Below are 19,935 nucleotides of genomic sequence, written 5' to 3' on the forward strand. Positions count from 1 at the left end.
ATTTTATCCCGAGCAAAACAATTCGATTGAGTTGCTCGGGAAGCATTTTTTACGCCAAGGATCGTTTGTTCATAAAACGCGTGTTTGGCGAAAAAGAAAAATCGATCAGTCTTTTAGACCTTCCAAACCTGCTCTTGCAACTTGACCGTCTTGCGCCGAAGTTCCCCCGGAAACGCCGATCGCACCGATGATTTTCCCATCCAGAAGAATCAATTCTCCACCTTCCAACGGATAAACTCCCGGTAAACCGATCAATCGAAGTCCCATTCCGCCGGCTACAACGGAGTCTTCCATCGCCTTTGTTGGTCTTCTAAAATTGACAGCGCATTTTGCTTTTCCTTGAGAGATATCGATGGAACCGAATTGAGTTCCATCGATTCTTTCCAGATAAACCAAGTTTCCGCCGGAATCCACAATGGAGATTACCATCTTCCATCCGTTTTTCTTGGCTTCTGCCTCCGCTTTCAGAATGATTTTTTTCGCTACTTCGAGACGAATCGGATTTCCGTAATCCGGAAAGTTAGGTTGGTTTTGACTCATAACACTCCGTGAGTTTGTAAGAAGAATAGAAACCACAATCAATGTGAGAATTTTCGGGTACATAGATTTCCTCTGCTGAATTTGAAATGGGATTTTGTTAACCGAAGAGCCCTTTTCATCGACCAAACTGAATCGATAGAAATAGAATTTTCGGGTTTTAGTTTAACCTTTTGGGATTTGAAACTGAGGTCGATCGAAGACGAATCGTTCGTCAGGATCGAGGTGGGCTTTTCTAAAAGCGGGAGAGAAGAATTCTAAAAATTTAATTTAGAATCGACTTTAATTAAATATTGGATTTTTGTTCTGTCAAGTTTTTTATAAGATCGAATTTAAGAATTTCGGATATGGATTTCGTATTGCAATTTTGTCTCTGAAATCGATCTTATTATTACAAAGGAGCGTAACGTGTTACATCGGAATTTTCAAAACTTAGCCGGCTACAATCGATGGATGAACGAAAGGATTTATAACGTAGTAGCCGAATTGCCGGAGTCGATTCGAATTCAGGATCAAAAAGCCTTTTTCGGATCGATTCACGCGACGCTCAATCATATTCTTTGGGCCGATAAGATTTGGCTGAGTCGTTTCCTAAAGGGAGGTTATTCCTTCGATATTTTGACCGAAGATACCGTAGCGGGTGTGGAAGGGCAGGCGGCCAATCATCGACATGAAATAGAAAGTAACTTTGATCGACTCGAAAAAGAAAGAATGAAAGTGGATCAAGATATGGTAAGGTGGATCGGCGAAGGATTCTCAGAGTCCGATTTTGTGAAGAATTTAGAATATCAAAATACAAAAGGAAGTCTGCATTCGACTCCGATCTTTTCCGTTCTGACCCATCTTTTCAATCATCAGACGCATCATCGTGGTCAGGTGACCGCGTTGTTGTTTCAAAATGGAATCGATCCAGGCGTTACCGATCTGATCTATTATCTTCGATTGAATTCTAATTGAAGCGTCGAAATTGTAATTTTGTTTTTTAGAATTTAGGAACTGACAAAAAAAAGACTTTCCTCCTTTGGGAAAGAGGATCATGGTTCCCGTTATGTTCTTACAATACAAAACAAAAGTTAGATTCCTTCCGTTTACGATTCTTCCTGCGATTTTCTTTTTCTTTTTTATAAGCGCTTGTTCGAGCGCACCCATTGTCAACAAACCTCTGGATGGAAACTTGGATCTGCAAGGTCATCGAGGCGCTCGCGGATTAAAACCGGAAAACACTTGGCCGGCCTTTGAAGAAGCGATTCGACAAGGTATGACGACGTTAGAACTGGATACGGTTCTTACAAAAGATAAAAAAATAATCATCCATCACGATTCTGAGACAAATCCCGTGATCTGTCAGAAAAAGGATGGAACCGAAATTCTTTCTCAATCCTTATATGAATTGACTTTAGCCGAATTGAAACAACTCGATTGTGGAACCAAAAAAAATCCTAAGTATCCGGAACAAACGCCCGTTCCCGGTACGGAGTTGATTACAATCGAAGAATTTTTCTCGCTCGTTGCCAAATCGGAAAAACAATTTCCGCAAAAAGCAAAACTCAAATTTAACATCGAAACGAAATTTCCAAACGACGATAAGGCACAACTACCCACGGGAATCGCAGAAGAACACGTGAATCTTTTGGTGCAAGCGGTCGATAAGGCAAAGGTAACGGATCGAACTACGATCCAATCTTTTTATCTTCCGGCGCTTCCGATCGTGAAAGAAAAAAATCCAAAGATCAAAACGAGTGCGCTCTTTTCTCTGACATATTTCCAAGGTGCGATGATGACTTTTGGTTTTGGAAATTCCACCAGAAAGAATGTTTTGGAAAAAGCTCTCGAAGTCAAAGCAGACATCATCTCTCCGTATTTTCTCTACGTAACGAATGAATTTGTGCAAGAAGCGCATTCACATAAAATCGCAGTGATTCCATGGACGGTCAATGAACGAGCCGAGATGCGACGTTTGATTCAAGCGGGTGTGGACGGAATCATCACGGATTATCCGGATCGATTGAAGCAAACGTTGATACAATAGGAATATAATAAAAATTTAAAGTTTGTTTTACGTTCAAATTAAAAAAGTTTCAGTTTTTCCATTCTTTCGTAACGCTCCTGGAACTGTTTCCAGTAAGCAGGCAAAAACTAAGCTTGCTATTTTAAGAACGGGGAATACAATTATGGTTATGGATTTCATTCAAAAAGTACCTAGGAAATTGGAAGAAGTTCTCGGAGCGGAAGGGGTCGATCAGTTCGTCGATTTTCTCAATTCCGCTTTCATTGCTTCTCGAGCTCAGATTCTGGAAACTTCTTCCGATCGTTTTGAACGTCACTTATCGACCGAAATTGCAAAATTGAAAGTCGAGTTTGTCGCGTTTAAAACGGAAATGAAAAATGAATTTCTGGAGTTTAAGATTCAGATTCAAGCTGAGAATGCTAAGTTTCGATCCGAGATTCGAACGGATATCGCTGATTTTAAAGCGGAGATTCGAAAAGAGCTGAAAGAACTCCGTGAGTCGAATGTGGAGATTTTCAAATCGATTGCGAATATTCATAAGGCAATCGCCGATATCCACAAGACAATTGCGGTGCAAACTCGCTGGATGTTCGGTGCGGTTCTGGGATCGGTCGGTTTAGTACTCGCGATTGAAAAAATTTTACATTCCTTTCCTTAAATTTTTACCGTTTCAAGTTTGTGATCTTTGAAAAAAGCCTTCCATTTTGTAGGAAGGCTTTTTTGTTTAAACTGAGTAAGAACTCAAATTGTCGATGTGAATTCTTACTGAGTTTTTGTTTCAGACGGTTTTTTGAATGTATTTTGAAATTCAAAAACCTTTAGGAATTTCTTATATCGCTTTGCATTTCTTCTGGAGCGAATTTGATCTAAGATTAAATTTCCAATCAAAGAACTCGGAAGTTTCGGTTCTTTTCCTTGGCCGATTCTACGGAGTTGTAATCGGATTGCGGACATCTTAGAAAGAGAATTGAAGGTCGAGTTGGAAAGATTCGGAATTTTTACTTCTACGGAATTTAAATTTCCTGAAAGTAGTTTGGACGCGGAATCCGGTTCAAATGCAAATGGGGCCGCAAGGCCAACGACGTCTAACGCACCGCTTGTAATCGCTTCTTCCATCACACTTTTGGAACGAAAACCTCCCGTGGACATCAGAGGCATTTTCGCGGTTGATCTTGCTTTTTTTGCAAATTCTAAAAAGTAAGCTTCCCGCTTTTTAGTTCCGTTGGATTCTCCACCTTGCATTGCGGGAGATTCATAATTTCCTCCGGAGATTTCCAAAAGATCTATATTCGTTTTATTTAACATTTCTATGACTTGGATTGCGTCCTCCTCTCTAAAACCGCCGCCCTGAAAATCGGCCGAGTTGAGTTTGACTCCGACTGAAAATTCTTTTTTGGTCTGAGCTTGAATTCCATTTACGATTTCGAGAAGAATTCTTGCCCGATTTTCTAAGGAGCCTCCCCACTGATCCTCTCTGAGATTGGTCAACGGCGAAAGAAATTGATTGAGAAGATACCCGTGAGCCGCGTGAACTTCTACTCCGTCGAAACCGGCTTTTTCAGCGACAAGCGCGGCTTGGATAAATCGTTCTATGATTTTTTTAATTTCGTCTCCCGTAAGAGCGCGAGGAGTTCCGAAAACTTTCGCAAACATTCTCCCGGGAATGTTGACCTTTACCGCAGAAGGTGCAACGGGAGTTTCCGAAATAAAACCGAAGACTTGTCTTCCTGGATGACTGATCTGCATCCAAATTTTGGAGCCCCCGGCCTTGCCGGCTTCGGCCCATCGTTTGAAACGATCTAAACTTCCGTTGTCGCGAACGATAACGTTTCCAGGGCCGGTAATGGCGTAAGGATCGATCATCGCGTTTCCTGTCAGAAGAAGCCCGGCGCCTCCTTGTCCCCAGCGTTTATAGAGTTGGATCATCTGTTCGCCGGGCAAAAAATCATCGTCAGCTAAACTTTCTTCCATAGAAGCCTTTGCAATTCTATTGAGTAGAACTTGCCCGTTTGGCAAACGAAGCGGTTGTGAGAGGGGGGAGGTAGAAGCTGACATATAAATTCTCCGGTTGAAAATTTCATTTCCTACCCATCGGTATTTATTCTAAAGGAAATGTCAATTCAGAATTCCGACCAGTTGGTATTTATTTATGTGTTCAAAACTGAATTCGTTTGACCGGGTGAGAGATTTTAGGAGAATGAAAAGAGAAACCAGAACCTATGTCTAAAACCCTTGGATGGAAAAAACTACCGGAGGATGTACGCAGAGAATCGATTCTCATGGCGGCCATGCGTTGTTTTTTCTCAAAGGGTTTTGAAAAAACTTCGGTACAAGATATCGCGGATACGGCCGGTCTTACCAAAGGTGGAATTTATTTTCATTTTGAAAGTAAGGAAGAAATTCGAGACACTTTGATTCGAGATTTTCTGAATTTGGATCGATTGGGATTCAAAGATCCGGAAGTTCTCGCGCTCCCTCCTCATTTGCGTTTGAAAGAATTCTTAGAAAGACTGGCGAATCGACTTACGATCGAAGGGAATTGTTCGCCTCGATTATTTGCGGAGGCAACTTCCAACGGCGGGGGGATGGAAAAGGAAATCGTTTCTTTTTATGATTCTTTGGAATCCATTTTTGCGGAAACGATTCGCGAAGGACAAAAAGCGGGAAGTCTTGTGAACTCCATGTCTCCTGAGCTTCTCGCGAGAACCGTTCTTGCGGTTTTTGACGGTTTACAAATTCAAGCCGACATATCCCCAACGAAAAGGGATTTGCAAGTTCGCGGAAGAGATACTCTGAATTCTTTTTTTAAGAATCTGCTTTTGACCTTGGACCCAACCTGCGAAATAACGGATCAATCTTAACTTCGTATCGAAGCAAGAATGGAATAGATTCCGATTCCTAAATAGTTTCCTATCGCGTAACCGATCAAACCGGTTAGAATTCCGACCACCAAAACTCCCCGATTCCGAATCGCCTGTGTAACCGGTGGAACAAAAGCGGGACCATAGATGCTGGAAACGGATGTGATCATCCAAGTATCGACTGGAATTCGAAATATAATTCCTAAAATCAAATGTAGAAAAATAGAGCCGAACAAAATGGAAGTTAAGATTAAGAATACGGAACCGAAATCTCGTTTTAATTCTTCCAGATTCGCGAGAAATCCGATAGCCACGGAAAAAACCAAGATCAAATAACTTCCGAACTCGTAAGTTTTGAGTTGTCTTACTTTGGAATGAAAGGAAGTTCCGATTCCCCAAGTTGTAATTCCGAGTAAAATCGAAGGCGCGTACAAAGATGAAAAAATCAAAAACGTAAACGCGATCGAAACCCCAAAACCAAGAACCGCAAGAAGAAGTCCGATTCCGTTGGAAAAAACTAAATTCTTCCAGGGAATCGAGCGGCTCTGTTCTTCCAGTTCCACGTTTTCAACAGAAGTCTCTAATACGTTTTCTTTCCTTAAAAAGAGAGAGAAGAATTTTTTGCCGACCGTGAGCAGAAAGAGAAGATAAATTCCTCCTATCACGACGTCAATCGTGTTGACCAACGCAATCGTTTCTTTCGATGTATTGATCGCAAGACCGACGGCGTTTAGATTCGGAGTTCCACCTGTGTACAATCCGGAAAGTATTCCCGCAATTTTTGCGGATTCCGGATGTAAGTTAGAATAATAAAAGCCGGCAACAGCGGACACGATCGCGACGGAGACGGCGGAGAGGAAAAATGAAAAGAGAGCCAATCTTGCTTCTCCAAATCCCTTTTTAAAATCGGTGGAACTCAATAAAAGGGGAATTGCGAGCGGAATCGCAATTTCGGCAAAAGTCTGAGGAATCGATTTGGATATCCATCCGGAAGGGATCGTGTTTCCTAAAAAAATTCCGCCAATGTAACAGATCGAAACCGGGCCTAAGAGACCCAGAATTTTTACTTTTTTGGCGACTCGAAGTGCAAACCAAGGAAAAAATAGGATAAATAAAGAAAGAGTGGTCGAGTTTATCGTAGAAATTATGGAATCCATAATAGTTCCTGAATATAATAAAATTTTAATTTACTTGAAATTTCACCGTCGTGAACAAGGCCTTTTTAGATAAAAATTATTTTCAGCTAAAAAACCCATTTCTGAATTTTAGAGTTCAGAAATTTGGAATTCTAAAAAATAAAACTAACTCTTTAACTCTTCTTTTGTGAAAAGTATCAAAATTTAATTCTGAAAATTCAAGCAGAAAAGGGGAAGAATCTCGATTCTCTCGTTTTCTTTTTTCGATCTTCTCTAAAATCTTAACTAAAAGGGTAGTTTCTTATTCATTGATTTTTACAGAGATCGGGAATCGATTTGGATTCGTCTGCGGGTCTCAGAGAAAACCTTTTCGATTTTCTTAGGATTGAATTCAAATTAGGAAAAACCATGAAATTCATCTCGATTCTTTTTCATTTTGGAATGATAACCGGAATACTTTGGACCGGAGGTTTTTTATTCCTAACGAGTTGTTTGGACGCGGATTCAAAATGGGCAAGGATCAGTCAGATTCAAACGCCGGAAGGAAGTTCTCGTATTTCTTATCCAAAGGATTCTTTTTCGGATTTTGTTAGAAACCTTCCCTTAAAATCAGAACCCACTCTCTGGACCTTTCAAAAACAAAATATCATTCATCGTTATGATACGCTCGGCGTTTTGGATTTACCTCTTTTGTTTCAGAATGACTTGGAACAATGCGCGGATTTTACGATGAGGATTTGGGCGGAATATCACAAACAAAGAGGAGCGCTGAATCGCTTCTATCTTTTCGATTACAATGGAAGAAAAAAATCGTTTCAAGCGAGCGGGATGAGTTACGTTTCCTTTTTACGAAAATCGTTCGTTTCCTCCAATTCGTATTCTCTCAAAAAAGGAGGACTCGGTATTGACGAAGCGGATTTAAGACCGGGAGATCTTTTTGTTCAAAATGAAACGGGCGGGATCGGGCACGTATCGATGGTGTTAGACGCGGCCGAAAATTCTAAGCGAGAAAAATTCTATCTGATCGGTTTTAGTTTTATGCCCGCTCAAGAAATGCATATCGAAAAAGCCCCAAAAGAATTCGGCTCCAAGGGTTGGTTTACTTACAAAGGTTTTCTAAAACATCTGGAAGAATTTTATCCGTATGGAACTCCCGTTCTGAGAAGATTTCCAGATAAATAAGAATATTATAATTTATCGAAATGCTATCCAGCCTCCTACGTAGTGGGCCTGAAAGATTTGTTTCCAGTTTTGAAAACCAGCTTCCTGAAAAAGAGTTTCGTATCGGTTTGCGGGAATCTTATGTAGCGTTTTCACACGATCCAAGTAGGTTTCGAGAGCGGCATTCTCCCAGCCTTGAAAGGTTCTTAGATATCCTGCGACTTCTCGGAAAACGGAATTCATGTCCGGGTTAGAATCGTACAGATCAAAGAGAATAAACTTTCCACCCGGTCCTAAACGGGAAGAAATATCTTTTAAAAGAGAAAGTTTAGAACCGTCGTCCGGTAAAAAATGAAGAACGAACAAAAGGGTGGCTCCCGAGAAACGAACATTCTTATCCAAACCGGAAACGGGAGAACAGACCAAGTCCGAGTTTGGGAATTTTTTTTTGGCGACTTCGATCATTTCCGGAGAAGGATCCACTCCCGTGATTTGATAACGATCCGGCGCTACTTTTAAAAGCGCCTCGAAGTCGGCGCCGGTTCCACATCCGGCCGCAAGAATTTTTTTACCTTCGGGAATGGAATCTATTATTAAACTTGCGACCAACTCGGATACTCCCGAGTAAAACGGAATCATTCTTCCGATTCTATTTTCGTATTGTGCCGCTCTTTCGCCTTCAAACGTTTCTATAAAATCCATCCGTTCCTACCTTCGATTCAAATCGTCGATTTACAAACTTGAACACGATTCTAACATTTTCTTTTTCGTCAGAATTCTTTTTCCTTCCATTCTTTCCAACCAATTGCAATTCCTAAGACATGTAAAGTGAAGGCTAACGGAACCATCAACAAAGGTAAGTAAGTGATCGGAAAGCGAGTTACGATTTCATTCGGTGGGTCCGTAAAAAAGATCCGAAATGGAAACGGCGCGGACATGATTCCCGTAAACACGGTAAGACCCAGAACAAAAATCGCAATCACGTTCCAAAGAAGGAGCCAACGGATCGAAAGCAAATTTCGAGTGATTGCAAAATAAAGAATCGGAGCGCTCAGAGGAACCCAGAGATCAAAGTTTTGGCCCTTTGCGGTCATGATCTCGGAAAGCAAGCCGTCCCTTACCAAAAGAAAGATCAAAACTTCCGGAAGAATTCTCCAGACTTGAAAGAGGCAAAGGCGGAGCGAACCAAATTCTTTTAGAATCGGAAAAACTCGGGACGAAAATCCGAAGCTCAAAAAGATCACAAACGTCGTTACGACTCCGATTAAAAGTCTTGGCGGTAATCCAAAGTAAAGAAAAAATCCCCGGAACGCAAGGGCACCCTGAAGCAGAAGTAAAAGAAGAATCGCGAAGATAGGAATGTAAATATTTTTTCTTTTTTCGAAAGAAATCATCTTCGATCTTTTATAAAAGAAGTTTAATATTAGAAAGAGCAACAGTCCGCTTGAGAGAAGCGCGAATGCGGAAATAAAAAGGGGAATTGATTTTGTTACCATTGTAACCTCCATAAATGAGATTACTTGAATTTTGAGAATAGATCTATAGACGTTTCGTCACGAAATGTTTTTAGGACCGTGACGATCGTCACGGTTTTCTAAATTTCTGAAGAAACACGGTAAGTCTTTGAAACTTATCTTTGCCGCCATTCGATTCTTTTTCTTTATCCACGGTTTTATCATAAAGATGAACGAGATGATTTCGTAACGTTCCGTCGGCGATTCCGAGAAAAAAGCCGATTTGTTTGCGAGTATATCCTTCGCTTATCAATTCACAAATTCTTAGCTCTTGTTTTGTAAGACCTTTTTGAGAGAGAAGATTAAAGTCCAATAATTCTAAAGATTTTTTTGCCGGTCGAAAGAATCGGAGAACAATCCAAGAGGTCGCCGCTCCGATTAAGGAAAGTAAAATCGTTTGTGATCGTGTCGATTCGATTCTTGTTAAATACAAAAGAGAAAGAGAACCCAATCCCAAGGCGACGCTCAGACATACAAAACCTTCCGCGATTTTATGAAAAACGGATTCGATTTCTTCTCTGGAAAGATAAACCGAAACAAAAACGCTAATGATGGAATCGGCGCCCATTCCTAACGGAAATAGATTCGAACCGAAAAGAGGAATAAAATTTGTACCGAGTCCCAGCCACCAAAAGATAACCAAAACCGGAATCCAACCTCTCACAAGAGTTTCTTCCGGTTTCAATAAGAGAATCAGAGAAAGAAGAAAACAAGTTCCAAATAAGCCGCCGACAAGAATTCTTGCTGGAATTTCTAAAACGGGAAACCAACCCCAATCGTATAATTTCCATTCTCGGATAAGAATGGATCCATCGGAGAAAAAATCAAATTCGATAAGAATCAAGAGCGCGATCGTCGTTGTCAAAACGACGGAAGTCATCGTAGATTTTACCGGACGTCCCGATAGAATTCTACTCAAACTGAGAAGAAGATACGGAACAAAAAAAATAAAGTGGCGAAAAATATGAAAAAAAACGGAGGCTTCTTCGGAAGACGTGGATTTTAAAAGTAAGAAGATCGAAAAATTTCCGCCGGCTAAGGCAAGTAAAAAGATTCGAAAATAAGCTCCGAAAGGATCTCGGTCGCGTATGATCGCAAAGAAGGCGGCGAGGTTTGCGAACATTGCCGCGATGGGAAATAAGTGAACCACTTCCATGAAAAAAGCAGACTATAGATAAGAATTTGATTGGAAATATTTTTTTATTTTTCAAATTATTTTTCTTTCAATCGCGGTTTTTACCTTCGCTCATTGCTCAAAGGATCCGTCGTTTTTGACTTATTATCCAATTCTAAATTTGATGAAGGAACGCCCCGAGTTCCTCGTCGGTTTGACTATGATAGAACGGGAAGGAGCAAGTGCAGGAGCTACAAAAACCATTGCTTTACAAAATGTTAAGTATTCTTTTAAATCTTCTATTTTTATAAGTAGTCCGATTTAGTCCGATAACGAGCGGAAGCTTTAGCGTTTCGTTTTCCGGAACGTTAAACGGCATCGCGATTGATCCAATTTTCGCATTCAATTTCTAATTCATTAGAAATTACAAAGAATTTAGAAATGCCCTTTGGGAAGAGGGGCTTTCTTTGTTCTAAAACTAAACCCAATGTAGAATAAAAAATTCTCCCTTCAATCCTTTCCGATCCAAAAAAAATCTGCCAAAACCCCGGCCTCTCTCTTATAAAAAAGATACTGAAAAGAAAAGTTATAACAATTTCTATTGCAGGCTGCCTAAAGAAAAATGGAAATTCTATACTTTAAAAGAGTATAAAATAAAAATGAGCGTAGAATCGAAACAAGTCGTGGACCTTTTCGGACTCACAAAACTCGGAAATTAAAATCTACAAAATAAAATCGTAATGGTCCGATGACGAGATCAAAAGCTATCAATAATATCCCGAACTCGATCATGGCCGAATATTATTCTCAGAGAAGAGATGACGGACTGATCGTTACCGAAAGATTTTTTAGGCTTCGGTCTCTTTATCGTTCCAAATTCAAAAGCAATTTTCTTAAAAGTTTCGAAAGTTCTGCGTGTTCCTTTTCGGAAAGCGCGCTCATCAATTCGTCTACGCTTTTGACGTGATCCAAAAGAGTTTTTGTAATGACTGTTTTTCCTTCTGAAGTTAAGCAGATGAGAACTCCGCGTCTATCCTTTGGATCCGATTCTCTCTGAACCCAACCCAAAGATTCCAATCTATCGATTCGATTTGTCATCGTTCCCGATGTGATCATCAAGGTTGCGAGTAGATCGCCCGGCGCTTTTTTATAAGGTTTTCCGCTTCTAAGAAGAGCCGCCATCACATCGAAATCTTGAGTAGCAAGTCCGTGCCTTTCAAAAACTTCCTTGTGAACGTTATAAAAGAACATCGAAGACAATCGATGAATTCTTCCTACCGTCCCCATGGCAGTCGTATCCAGATCGGGTCTTTCTTGAGCCCATTGGTTTAAGATAAAATCGACGTGGTCTTCCGTTTTTTTGGACTTCATATTTCCTATATTAAGGAAATTATCTTGACGTCAAGATAAAGTTGTTATTTTCTTGGCCTGAAGAATCTTGATATCAAGATAGTTTTTTTTTGGAGAAAATATGAATTTTACGGCGTTTTTTGCACTGCTGGCTACGATTCTCGCATTATTATTAACACCACTTCAGTCATTTATTTGGAATGGAGAATCCACTCCTCAGTATCTTTTAAAGATGAGAGAATTGATCTCAGTGTTTTTAAGGATGAGAACCGAACTTTCCCCCGAAACGACGGACTATTATTTTTTTGGAAGAATGACGATTTTTATTCACTTCGGGATTATACTCGGACTCAAAGAATTGTATAAGAATGGATTTTTTCCGAATTCAGTCTTAAAGATTTTCAATGTAGTCGTTGGTATTTTATCTCTCGCGGCTTTTGGAAACTTGATCGCCTATTGGGGAGGAAGTTTCTTTGGGGAGTTATTTCGCAATATCGGATTTCGTTGGATAGAGGCTCCTTCTATTTTTCTTCTTTTATTTGCGATCGGTTATCTCGGATTTAAAATGAGGGCTGAAAAAAAATGGGAAGGAAACGTAATCTTTTCTCTTCCCGTTCTTATGATAGGATCTACTTTATTTTTTCGTTATATACCTCACGGACCCTTATTGCCGATTTTAATAGTAATCACAGGGTTTGTCTTGAGTTCAGAGTCGGCTCCGATTTTACAAAAAATCAGCCGATCATTTCTAAAAATCACTTCCGTGAAGAGCATCATTATTTTATTCGCCTTTGCAATGTTATGCGCGGAGACGATGCAGCTTATAGAAAAATGGATTCCGATTACCGAAACGGGATTTCTCCCTAAAAAAATGGACTTCCGACCTTTTTCTTCCTCTCAGGACATTGTAGAAGTTTTTGGAGCTTATGGAGAACAAGGGCGAAAATTATATTTCTGGATCGATATCGTAGATATGATTTTTCCGATCCCGCTCTTTTTATCCTTTGCAGGAATCTATACAAGAGCCGCCCAAAAGATTGGCTTACCGATGTCTTTCAATCTTTTGTCCTTAGGATTTCTGATCTTTGATATTCTTGAAAATTCTTTTATGTTTTACTTCTTAGCTTCTTGGCCGAACGTTCCCGAACCGTTGGCTACATTGAACGGTGCCGTGACGGCGACAAAGTTGTTCTTTCTTTTTGTCGGGTTTACGATGTTTTTTGTTTCTTTTTTGATTCTGGTCTTGGATTGGATTCGAGAAAAACGGAAAAAAATTTCAGCATAAGATAAACTTTCGGGTGAAGAATTCTTTTGCCCGAAGGACTTCACATTTTTTCTTTACAATCCTTTTTTGCCGTTTGCTTATTTGTTCCGACAAACTGTTTCACTGAAATATTTCTTGATCCGGACTTAAAGTCCGTTCCGGAATAGAATTTTCGACTATTCATAACTCTTCGATTTTATTTCAAAATCGATCCGACGTTAAACTTTCCACCCTTATATTTCGAAACGGATTTCAATTTAAAATCTTTTAAACGAAACGATCAAGTTTTGATTTTTTTATTCAACGATAATTTAAAAACATACCAAAAGGTATGGTATGTTGATTGACACGAGTCAAATTTCAAGTATTCTTCAAGGAAGGAGAATTTTATGAAACCGGAAGATTTTCTTATTTTAGGGTCGATTCATAGCGTTGGTTTCGCAATCTTTCACGTTTATTTTTGGAAACTATTTCGATGGAAAGACGACCTAAAACGCGTTTCCTTTGCAAATCGCGCTATTCTTCAAATAACAAATTTGAGGTTGATCTACTTTTTCGTTTTTATGGCCGTCATTACATTTTGTTTTAGAACGGAGCTTATCCATTCTCAGATGGGAACTTGGATCCTGGTCGGACTTTCATTTTTTTGGTGGGGCCGGTTGATCGAGCAGTTTATTTTTCTGAGAGTCAATCAACCGATGGTTCATTTTCTTTCCGTGCTCTTTTTTCTGGGTGGAGTTTTGTATTTAATTCCTCTGTTTGTATTTTAATTTTTCAATCATGCATTCGGCGGAACATTGGATATTAGCGGGTTTGGATCTTCTTTATCAGAAAGGAGAAGAGTCTCTTACGATTGAATCTTTATGCAAAAAATTAAAACTTACAAAAGGTTCCTTCTATCATCATTTTAAGAATCGCGAAGACTTTTCGCAAAGGATGTTGAATTACTGGGAGAAACATTTTACGGACGATATTATTCGGAAGGCGGAAGCAGAATCAACTCCACAATTAAGATTAAAAGTTTTAAGGTCTTTAACTTTGGCGTTGCCTAAGAATACGGAGCGAGCGATCCGAGCCTGGGCGTTTCGAAATTCTAAGGTAAAAAAAATTCAGGAACGAGTAGATTCTAAAAGAATTTCTTTTTTGAAAAATGCTTACTGGGAACTTTCAAAGGATCGTAAGCAAGCGGATCAAAAAGCCAAACTTGCCTACGCAATTTTTGTGGGAGTAGAAATGATTCTACCGAGTTTGAACGAAAAAGAAATTAAGAAGCTCTATTTCTCATTTTGATCGTTTACTTTTTGATTCTTTCCTTTCTCCGCACATAAACGACCTTATCTAATTCAGCGACGACCTTTCCCGTTTTTTCGTCGTAAACTTTTGTTTGAAAGAACGCGTCTAACTTTCTTTTTTCATCGGCTTCTTTTCGAATTCTTTCAATTTCTTGGTGAGAAATCTGAAATTCTGCGTAGACCTTTCCTAAGCCGGGGCTGATAAATCGAATCGTAGCCGCTTTGTCCCAGACGAGATAATCCTCACCTAAATTCTCCATCAAGATCAGCATATAAAAAGGATCACACATCGAATAAAGAGAACCGCCGAAATGAGTTCCCACTAAATTTCGGTTCCACCAGTGAAGCTTCATGCTAAGACGAAAGTGAGTGAAATCCTTGCTGATTTGTTTGTAACGGATCCCGGCCGCAAAGTAGGGGGGATAAAAATTGAAAAAGTAAAATCGAAGTCGTTTCCAAAAATTCATGTAGTTTGATGCCAAACCTTATGGTTATTCTCCTTTTGTTGAAGATGCCTCTGATTTTAAAATCAGAAAATAAGTCATTTGTAATGAAAACGGCGTAAAATGTTCCGTTTTGATCGAAAGCATCTTGCTTTTTCAAAGCCTCAATTGTAAAACAACTTCCCCGGAGGAGACTGAATTTGAACCTTCCTAAAATCCGAGAGATCATATCGATTCTCTTTTTCTTTCTATTTTTTCTAACCTTTCTTGGTTGTAGCGACTCTACGACTTATGTGATTAAGAATAAGAAACCTCTTCTGACTTCGAACACAAAGGGACTTTTTGCAGGCGCATCCAAGGTGGATATCACACCTCCGCCCGGGCTTCCGCTCGCAGGATATTCTATGTTAGCGAATACGGAGAAAGGTTTTAGAACTAAAATCTATGCGAGAGTGATCTATATTAGAAAAGATCAACACGCTCCTTTAGTCCTAATTCAAACGGATCTTCTTTCCGGTTCCTTATTGTTACATCATAGGCTTGCGGAAAGACTCGCTGAAAAAACGGATATCAGTTTAGGGGGAATCGTTCTTTCGGGAACTCACACTCATTCCGCGCCCGGAAATTTTTATGAGAATAATTTCTACAATGAGTTTGCAGGAAACAAACCCGGTTTCGAAAAAGGTTGGTATGAATTTTTAGAAGATAGAATCTACAACGCGGTCTTGGAAGCGTATCAATCGGCGAAACCTGCAAAGATTGCAACGGGTAACTCCAATGTTTGGGGACTGACAAGAAACCGGTCGATCGAAGCCTATGCCGCAAATAGTAATTCCGGAATTCAAGAAATCAAAACGGAACAGATTTATGAGGCGATCAATCCGACGATGACTATGATTCGAGTGGATGCGAAAGACAAAGACGGTTCCTTTAAACCTCTCGCAGTTTATTCCACGTATTCGATTCACGGAACAACGGTTCCTTCTTGGAACAAGGCGGTTAACGCGGACGTTTTTGCTTATCCGGAAAGGGAGTTGGAATTAAAGATCAAAGAAGAATATAGATCGGAATGGGAACCTCTGCACGCGGTGTCTAACGCGACTCATGGAGACAATTCTCCGGATTATCGCGAGGATATGCAGGGTTTTATCGAATCAAAAAGACTCGGTCTTGAAATATCAAAAAAATCTTATGAACTCTTTCAGGCATTAGGTAAAAAACTAAACTCTGACGTTACGTATTCTTACAATTCAAAAGAAGTCGATGTGTATGAGAATCCAAAGATGGGAGAAGCCGAACTCTGCAGTCGACCCGTCGCGGGTACGGCTTTGACGGGAGGAGCCGAAGACGGAATGACTCCAGTTTTATTCTGGCTTCCATTTTGGGGAGAAGGTTGGCCCCGTTATATTTTTACCGGAGGTTGTCAAGGGCATAAGAGAACCGCCGGTTCTTTCTTTCAATATCTTGTATTGGCTAAGAAGAATTTCCCTCATAGGATGATTCTTCAATCCGCAAGAATCGGAGATACCGCTTTGCTCGCGGTTCCTTTTGAAGTAACAAACGAGTCAGGAAGAAGATTTTCAAACGCAGCTCTTGAAGCGGAAAAACAAAGAACCTCGAAGAGTAGGGAGAACATTACACAAACTTCGGTCCTATCTTGCACAAACGGTTATTTCGGTTATGCGACCACGCCGGAAGAATATTCGAAACAACACTATGAAGGCGGACATACGATCTATGGACCGGGAACTCAACCCTTTCTCCAAGCTCATCTCGCGGATCTTATAAAACAAATGCCTGTTGAAGGAGGTAAGGAAAACTTTCCGGATTCTTGGGAATTTCAACTCGATACAAAACATTATATGCCCGAAAAAAAAGAGGCTCGTGGAAGTCGGGATTTAAAGGAAGCGCCTCGGTTGGTCCTTGCCGAAGAAAACTTAGAGAAACACTGGATCTTTCGTTATAAAGACGTGAATCCTTCTTTGATACAATTTCATCAGCCATTGATTTCGATTCAATATAGGGATGCAAAGGAAGAATGGAAAAATTTAATCCAAGACGGAAAATTGATAAACGACTCCGGAACCGAGCTGGACGTTCGTCTTCAAGGTGATTCTTCGGAAGGAATGGCGATCTATGAAGTTCGCTGGTTCAACCCGGAGTTTCGTTCGAAGAGAAAGTATCGTTTTACGATTGCGCCCCGAGGAAAAGAAAAGGAATTTTATTCTCCTGAATTTTGATCATCTGCGGGGGATTTCGTGTCTCCCGCTTTTAGAAGAAAGAATTTCATTTTAAAAAAACGTAAAATCGGAAACGAAACTTCCTCTTTCCGTCCAAGAAAGTTTTGTCCGGTTTTGTAAAAGATTGAGATCAACCGAAACTTTGTTTCGGACGGACTTAAAGTCCGTTTTCAATCTTTTTTTCTATGGATTCGTTTGTCGGAATAAAAGAATCCATTTTTCTAATGAACTTTGTGGCGCTTTTGGGTAGCCATTTTTTTAGAATGGATTCTGCTTTTTATCCCTTTGAACTTCAATCTGTCGTATTGTATAAAAAATTTCAATTTAAGAATGAGTTGACTTTGCGGTTTGATTCCGAGCCGGCATTGTTCTCTTTTTTTACGGAGAAAATTTTCTTGCCCGAAATGTCCGGATTCTTATAACTTCGTTTCATGCAAAGAACGATAGCGCTGGTTCGTAAAAAGGGATCTTTAGAAAATGTTGAATTGATAAGCGAAGTTCTTCCGGAGCCTTCTGAAAACGAGGTTCAGGTCGAGATCCATTCAATCGGTTTGAACTTTGCGGATCTCTTTGCAATTCAAGGACTTTATAGTGCGACACCGGAAGGCGCTTTTATACCCGGTCTTGAATATTCTGGGGTCGTTTTAGCGGTAGGAAAGAAAGTTAAGAACGTAAAGAAAAAGGATAAAATTATGGGAGTGACCCGTTTCGGCGGTTATGCTTCTCATTTGAATATCGATTCTCGTTATATATTTAAACTTCCTCCGAAATGGAATTTTGATCAGGGCGCTGGATTTTTAGTTCAAGGATTGACCGCCTACTACGCATTAGTTGCTCTGGGAGATCTCCAAAAAGGTCAGACGGTTTTGATTCATAGTGCGGCGGGCGGAGTTGGAATTCTCGCAAACCGGATCGCAAAAAAAATGGGAGCGTTCACAATCGGAACAATCGGTACGACTTCCAAGATCGAACTTCTTAAAAAAGAAGGTTATGATAGACAAATCGTACGTTCGAGTCGATTTGCAAAGGATCTAAAGGATTCTCTTTCCGAAAGGGAATTGGATTTAGTTTTGGAATGTATCGGTGGGAAAATTTTTCAAGAAAGTTACGATATCATGGCTCCGATGGGAAGAATGATCGTATACGGCGTCGCCGATATGATGGGTGGCGGAAGCTCCGTGAATTGGCCTAGGTTGGCATATAAATATCTTTCTCGTCCGAAGTTGGATCCTATGAAAATGGTTTCGGACAATAAAGCGGTGATGGGTTTTAATTTGATCTGGCTCTATGATCGAGTTGAAAAGCTTACGAAGAATCTCAACGGTTTGGTAAAACTCAATCTTGCACCACCTTTGGTCGGGAAAACATTTCCATTCGAAAAGATTCAGGATGCACTCAAATTCTTTCAATCGGGAACTTCGGTCGGTAAAGTCGTATTAAAAGTAAAGGTTTGAAAGATCGATGTAGGATTTAATCTTTTGGACCTCTGAGATTTTTTGGAAGTCCGTAGGCGAAGAATAAACGGCTTATCTCTCAGTAGGACTTTGCTTTACAATTATAGGAATTCTTTCAGTTTGGAGGTAGAGTGAGTCAATCTGCCTTTTCTGAAATCTTCCATTCTTATCGTGCTGCGTTTGAGAACTTTTTAGATTCTCAAATACTTTCCGTTTTATCCAAACACTCTGCACCGGAACTCTTTGAGGCGATGAAATACAGTCTTGTCGCAGGCGGAAAACGTCTGAGACCGGTTTTGGCACTTGCGGCGTCCGGAGGCTTTCAAGTTGATTCTAAGAACGCCTTGTTTCTCGGATCAGCATTGGAATGTATTCATACTTATTCCTTGATTCACGACGATCTTCCGAGCATGGACAATGATGATTTTAGAAGGGGAATGCCGACTCTTCATAAGAAATTTTCCGAATCCACGGCGATCTTGGCGGGGGACGCACTCAACTCATTTGCTTTTTATCTTCTCTCTTTTATTCAGGTGGAGAATGGGGACGTCGCCCTTTATCGGGACATATTAGAAATTCTGCATACTGGTTCCGGGGCTCCGGGAATGGTCTCCGGACAAATTTATGATTTACAGATGGAAAGAGAGAATGCAACGACCCCGTTTAGAAATGGAGCGGATAAAATCGCTATGGTTCAATTGACTCATCGTTTGAAAACGGGCGCTCTTATCAAAGCTTCTCTTTTGATCGGGAACCGTCTTCGAAAGGATTGGAAAGAAAGGGAGAACTCTCTTTCAAAATACGGAGAGGATCTCGGTTTACTTTTTCAGATTACCGATGATATTCTGGATGTGGAAGGAACACAGGAATCCCTTGGAAAAACACCCGGAAAAGATGTGAAGTCCGGAAAGATCACCTATCCGGTGTTATTTGGAATGGACCGTTGTAAGGAAATGGTTCAAGAACTTCAAAAAAATCTAATTTCTCTTTCTACCGATTTTATTTTAACCCCCGAAGAGAAAATATTTTTTCAGGAACTTCCGATCTACATTGGCCAAAGAAAAAATTAGACTCGATTCACTTCTTTTAAAAAAGGGTTATGCGGAAACTTTGGAAAAAGCGAGAAGCCTGATTCTTTCGGGTTCCGTTTTGATAAACGAACAAAAGATTACAAAGGCCGGTCTTCAGTTTTCGGAGAATTCCGAAATTCGAATTTTAAACGTGATTCCACAATATGTAAGCCGGGGTGCTTATAAACTTTTAAAAGCATTTGAAAGTTTTTCCTTAGAATCGTACGGGAAAGTTTGTATTGACCTCGGTGCCTCCACGGGAGGATTTACGGAAGTTCTTCTTGAAAAAGGGGCTTGGAAGGTTTTTGCGTGCGACGTCGGTTACGGGCAGTTAGCCGAAAGAGTAAGAAATCATCCTTCCGTCATTGTAAAGGATCGTTTTCATTTGAAGAATTTATCAGCTTCCGAGATAGAATGGGAAACTTTGAAAAAACAGGTTCCAAACCCGAATACAATTTTAATCGTTATGGATTTGAGTTTTATTTCTCTTC

Annotated in this window: 20 protein-coding genes (1 of these 20 running past the window's edge); 12 read left to right on the forward strand and 8 right to left on the reverse strand. The window is 40.2% G+C overall.

Features of this window, described 5'->3' with window-relative positions:
- Positions 1 to 105: 105 nt before the first annotated feature.
- On the reverse strand, positions 106 to 603 hold the full coding sequence (locus A0128_RS01680) for a GlcG/HbpS family heme-binding protein (protein WP_069605939.1): 498 nt from the start codon (positions 601 to 603) through the stop codon (positions 106 to 108).
- Positions 604 to 945: 342 nt separating this feature from the next.
- Between A0128_RS01680 and A0128_RS01685 the strand changes: the two genes are divergently transcribed.
- The 3 genes from A0128_RS01685 (at position 946) to A0128_RS01695 (ending at position 3,203) form a co-directional block, all read left to right on the forward strand.
- Complete coding sequence (locus tag A0128_RS01685) at positions 946 to 1,494, forward strand: DinB family protein (RefSeq protein WP_245667188.1); 549 nt, start codon at positions 946 to 948, stop codon at positions 1,492 to 1,494.
- A gap of 79 nt (positions 1,495 to 1,573) precedes the next feature.
- Positions 1,574 to 2,566: a glycerophosphodiester phosphodiesterase gene (locus A0128_RS01690; protein ID WP_069605941.1), complete on the forward strand. Its 993-nt coding sequence runs from the start codon at positions 1,574 to 1,576 to the stop codon at positions 2,564 to 2,566.
- 148 nt (positions 2,567 to 2,714) lie between these two features.
- Positions 2,715 to 3,203 carry an LA_3696 family protein gene (locus A0128_RS01695; protein ID WP_156781747.1) on the forward strand — a complete coding sequence of 163 codons (489 nt, stop codon included), beginning with the start codon at positions 2,715 to 2,717 and terminating at the stop codon, positions 3,201 to 3,203.
- Between the two features lie 104 nt (positions 3,204 to 3,307).
- On the opposite strand, the gene A0128_RS01700 is transcribed toward A0128_RS01695, so the two are convergent.
- The gene (locus A0128_RS01700) at positions 3,308 to 4,600 is read right to left on the reverse strand and encodes an NADH:flavin oxidoreductase/NADH oxidase family protein (RefSeq protein WP_069605943.1); all 1,293 of its coding nucleotides are present in this window, start codon (positions 4,598 to 4,600) and stop codon (positions 3,308 to 3,310) included.
- A gap of 164 nt (positions 4,601 to 4,764) precedes the next feature.
- Here A0128_RS01700 and A0128_RS01705 point away from each other — a divergent pair, with 164 nt between their 5' ends.
- Entirely contained in the window at positions 4,765 to 5,406 is a 642-nt protein-coding gene (locus tag A0128_RS01705) for a TetR/AcrR family transcriptional regulator (protein WP_069605944.1), read from the forward strand.
- On the opposite strand, the gene A0128_RS01710 is transcribed toward A0128_RS01705, so the two are convergent.
- Positions 5,403 to 6,563 (reverse strand): DUF819 family protein, encoded by a 1,161-nt coding sequence (locus A0128_RS01710; RefSeq protein WP_069605945.1) that lies wholly within the window; start codon positions 6,561 to 6,563, stop codon positions 5,403 to 5,405. The genes A0128_RS01705 and A0128_RS01710 overlap by 4 nt on opposite strands.
- A 420-nt stretch (positions 6,564 to 6,983) precedes the next feature.
- Here A0128_RS01710 and A0128_RS01715 point away from each other — a divergent pair, with 420 nt between their 5' ends.
- Positions 6,984 to 7,724 (forward strand): DUF4846 domain-containing protein, encoded by a 741-nt coding sequence (locus tag A0128_RS01715; RefSeq protein ID WP_245667222.1) that lies wholly within the window; start codon positions 6,984 to 6,986, stop codon positions 7,722 to 7,724.
- 12 nt (positions 7,725 to 7,736) lie between these two features.
- Here A0128_RS01715 and A0128_RS01720 read toward each other — a convergent pair whose 3' ends face one another.
- From A0128_RS01720 to A0128_RS01735, 4 genes are all read right to left on the reverse strand, one after another.
- Positions 7,737 to 8,405 carry a class I SAM-dependent methyltransferase gene (locus tag A0128_RS01720; RefSeq protein WP_069605947.1) on the reverse strand — a complete coding sequence of 223 codons (669 nt, stop codon included), beginning with the start codon at positions 8,403 to 8,405 and terminating at the stop codon, positions 7,737 to 7,739.
- Between the two features lie 68 nt (positions 8,406 to 8,473).
- On the reverse strand, positions 8,474 to 9,199 hold the full coding sequence (locus tag A0128_RS01725; protein ID WP_069605948.1) for a hypothetical protein: 726 nt from the start codon (positions 9,197 to 9,199) through the stop codon (positions 8,474 to 8,476).
- 88 nt (positions 9,200 to 9,287) lie between these two features.
- Complete coding sequence (locus A0128_RS01730) at positions 9,288 to 10,373, reverse strand: helix-turn-helix transcriptional regulator (protein ID WP_069605949.1); 1,086 nt, start codon at positions 10,371 to 10,373, stop codon at positions 9,288 to 9,290.
- A gap of 822 nt (positions 10,374 to 11,195) precedes the next feature.
- On the reverse strand, positions 11,196 to 11,702 hold the full coding sequence (locus A0128_RS01735; protein WP_069605950.1) for a MarR family winged helix-turn-helix transcriptional regulator: 507 nt from the start codon (positions 11,700 to 11,702) through the stop codon (positions 11,196 to 11,198).
- Between the two features lie 100 nt (positions 11,703 to 11,802).
- Here A0128_RS01735 and A0128_RS01740 point away from each other — a divergent pair, with 100 nt between their 5' ends.
- The 3 genes from A0128_RS01740 (at position 11,803) to A0128_RS01750 (ending at position 14,235) form a co-directional block, all read left to right on the forward strand.
- Positions 11,803 to 12,966, forward strand: coding sequence for a hypothetical protein (locus A0128_RS01740; protein ID WP_069605951.1), 1,164 nt, complete (start codon positions 11,803 to 11,805; stop codon positions 12,964 to 12,966).
- A gap of 368 nt (positions 12,967 to 13,334) precedes the next feature.
- The gene (locus A0128_RS01745; protein WP_069605952.1) at positions 13,335 to 13,715 is read left to right on the forward strand and encodes a hypothetical protein; all 381 of its coding nucleotides are present in this window, start codon (positions 13,335 to 13,337) and stop codon (positions 13,713 to 13,715) included.
- 10 nt (positions 13,716 to 13,725) lie between these two features.
- Positions 13,726 to 14,235, forward strand: a complete 510-nt coding sequence (locus A0128_RS01750) for a TetR/AcrR family transcriptional regulator (RefSeq protein WP_156781748.1) — start codon at positions 13,726 to 13,728, stop codon at positions 14,233 to 14,235.
- A 4-nt stretch (positions 14,236 to 14,239) separates the two neighbouring features.
- Here A0128_RS01750 and A0128_RS01755 read toward each other — a convergent pair whose 3' ends face one another.
- Complete coding sequence (locus A0128_RS01755) at positions 14,240 to 14,704, reverse strand: DUF4442 domain-containing protein (RefSeq protein WP_069605954.1); 465 nt, start codon at positions 14,702 to 14,704, stop codon at positions 14,240 to 14,242.
- A 176-nt stretch (positions 14,705 to 14,880) separates the two neighbouring features.
- On the opposite strand from A0128_RS01755, the gene A0128_RS01760 reads away from it, so the two are divergent.
- The 4 genes from A0128_RS01760 to A0128_RS01780 form a co-directional block, all read left to right on the forward strand.
- Entirely contained in the window at positions 14,881 to 16,920 is a 2,040-nt protein-coding gene (locus tag A0128_RS01760; protein ID WP_069605955.1) for a neutral/alkaline non-lysosomal ceramidase N-terminal domain-containing protein, read from the forward strand.
- A 431-nt stretch (positions 16,921 to 17,351) separates the two neighbouring features.
- Positions 17,352 to 18,374, forward strand: a complete 1,023-nt coding sequence (locus A0128_RS01770; protein ID WP_069605957.1) for a zinc-binding dehydrogenase — start codon at positions 17,352 to 17,354, stop codon at positions 18,372 to 18,374.
- Positions 18,375 to 18,505: 131 nt separating this feature from the next.
- Positions 18,506 to 19,444, forward strand: coding sequence for a polyprenyl synthetase family protein (locus A0128_RS01775; RefSeq protein ID WP_069605958.1), 939 nt, complete (start codon positions 18,506 to 18,508; stop codon positions 19,442 to 19,444).
- Positions 19,425 to 19,935 carry the 5' portion of a TlyA family RNA methyltransferase gene (locus A0128_RS01780; protein ID WP_069605959.1) on the forward strand. The gene runs 269 nt beyond the window's last position, so 511 of the gene's 780 nt are visible here — the first part of the coding sequence; it begins with the start codon at positions 19,425 to 19,427; its stop codon lies beyond the right edge, outside the window. Before A0128_RS01775 ends, A0128_RS01780 begins: the two co-directional genes overlap by 20 nt.

The organism is Leptospira tipperaryensis (assembly GCF_001729245.1).
GTDB lineage: Bacteria > Spirochaetota > Leptospiria > Leptospirales > Leptospiraceae > Leptospira > Leptospira tipperaryensis.

Coding starts and splice junctions, on each gene's coding strand:
- A0128_RS01770 (WP_069605957.1), top strand. CDS start 17,352: ATGCAAAGAACGATAGCGCTGGTTCGTAAAAAGGGATCTTTAGAAAAT.
- A0128_RS01705 (WP_069605944.1), top strand. CDS start 4,765: ATGTCTAAAACCCTTGGATGGAAAAAACTACCGGAGGATGTACGCAGA.
- A0128_RS01690 (WP_069605941.1), top strand. CDS start 1,574: ATGGTTCCCGTTATGTTCTTACAATACAAAACAAAAGTTAGATTCCTT.
- A0128_RS01755 (WP_069605954.1), bottom strand. CDS start 14,704: ATGAATTTTTGGAAACGACTTCGATTTTACTTTTTCAATTTTTATCCC.
- A0128_RS01730 (WP_069605949.1), bottom strand. CDS start 10,373: ATGGAAGTGGTTCACTTATTTCCCATCGCGGCAATGTTCGCAAACCTC.
- A0128_RS01725 (WP_069605948.1), bottom strand. CDS start 9,199: ATGGTAACAAAATCAATTCCCCTTTTTATTTCCGCATTCGCGCTTCTC.
- A0128_RS01680 (WP_069605939.1), bottom strand. CDS start 603: ATGTACCCGAAAATTCTCACATTGATTGTGGTTTCTATTCTTCTTACA.
- A0128_RS01735 (WP_069605950.1), bottom strand. CDS start 11,702: ATGAAGTCCAAAAAAACGGAAGACCACGTCGATTTTATCTTAAACCAA.
- A0128_RS01695 (WP_156781747.1), top strand. CDS start 2,715: ATGGATTTCATTCAAAAAGTACCTAGGAAATTGGAAGAAGTTCTCGGA.
- A0128_RS01710 (WP_069605945.1), bottom strand. CDS start 6,563: ATGGATTCCATAATTTCTACGATAAACTCGACCACTCTTTCTTTATTT.
- A0128_RS01740 (WP_069605951.1), top strand. CDS start 11,803: ATGAATTTTACGGCGTTTTTTGCACTGCTGGCTACGATTCTCGCATTA.
- A0128_RS01745 (WP_069605952.1), top strand. CDS start 13,335: ATGAAACCGGAAGATTTTCTTATTTTAGGGTCGATTCATAGCGTTGGT.
- A0128_RS01720 (WP_069605947.1), bottom strand. CDS start 8,405: ATGGATTTTATAGAAACGTTTGAAGGCGAAAGAGCGGCACAATACGAA.
- A0128_RS01700 (WP_069605943.1), bottom strand. CDS start 4,600: ATGTCAGCTTCTACCTCCCCCCTCTCACAACCGCTTCGTTTGCCAAAC.
- A0128_RS01715 (WP_245667222.1), top strand. CDS start 6,984: ATGATAACCGGAATACTTTGGACCGGAGGTTTTTTATTCCTAACGAGT.
- A0128_RS01750 (WP_156781748.1), top strand. CDS start 13,726: ATGCATTCGGCGGAACATTGGATATTAGCGGGTTTGGATCTTCTTTAT.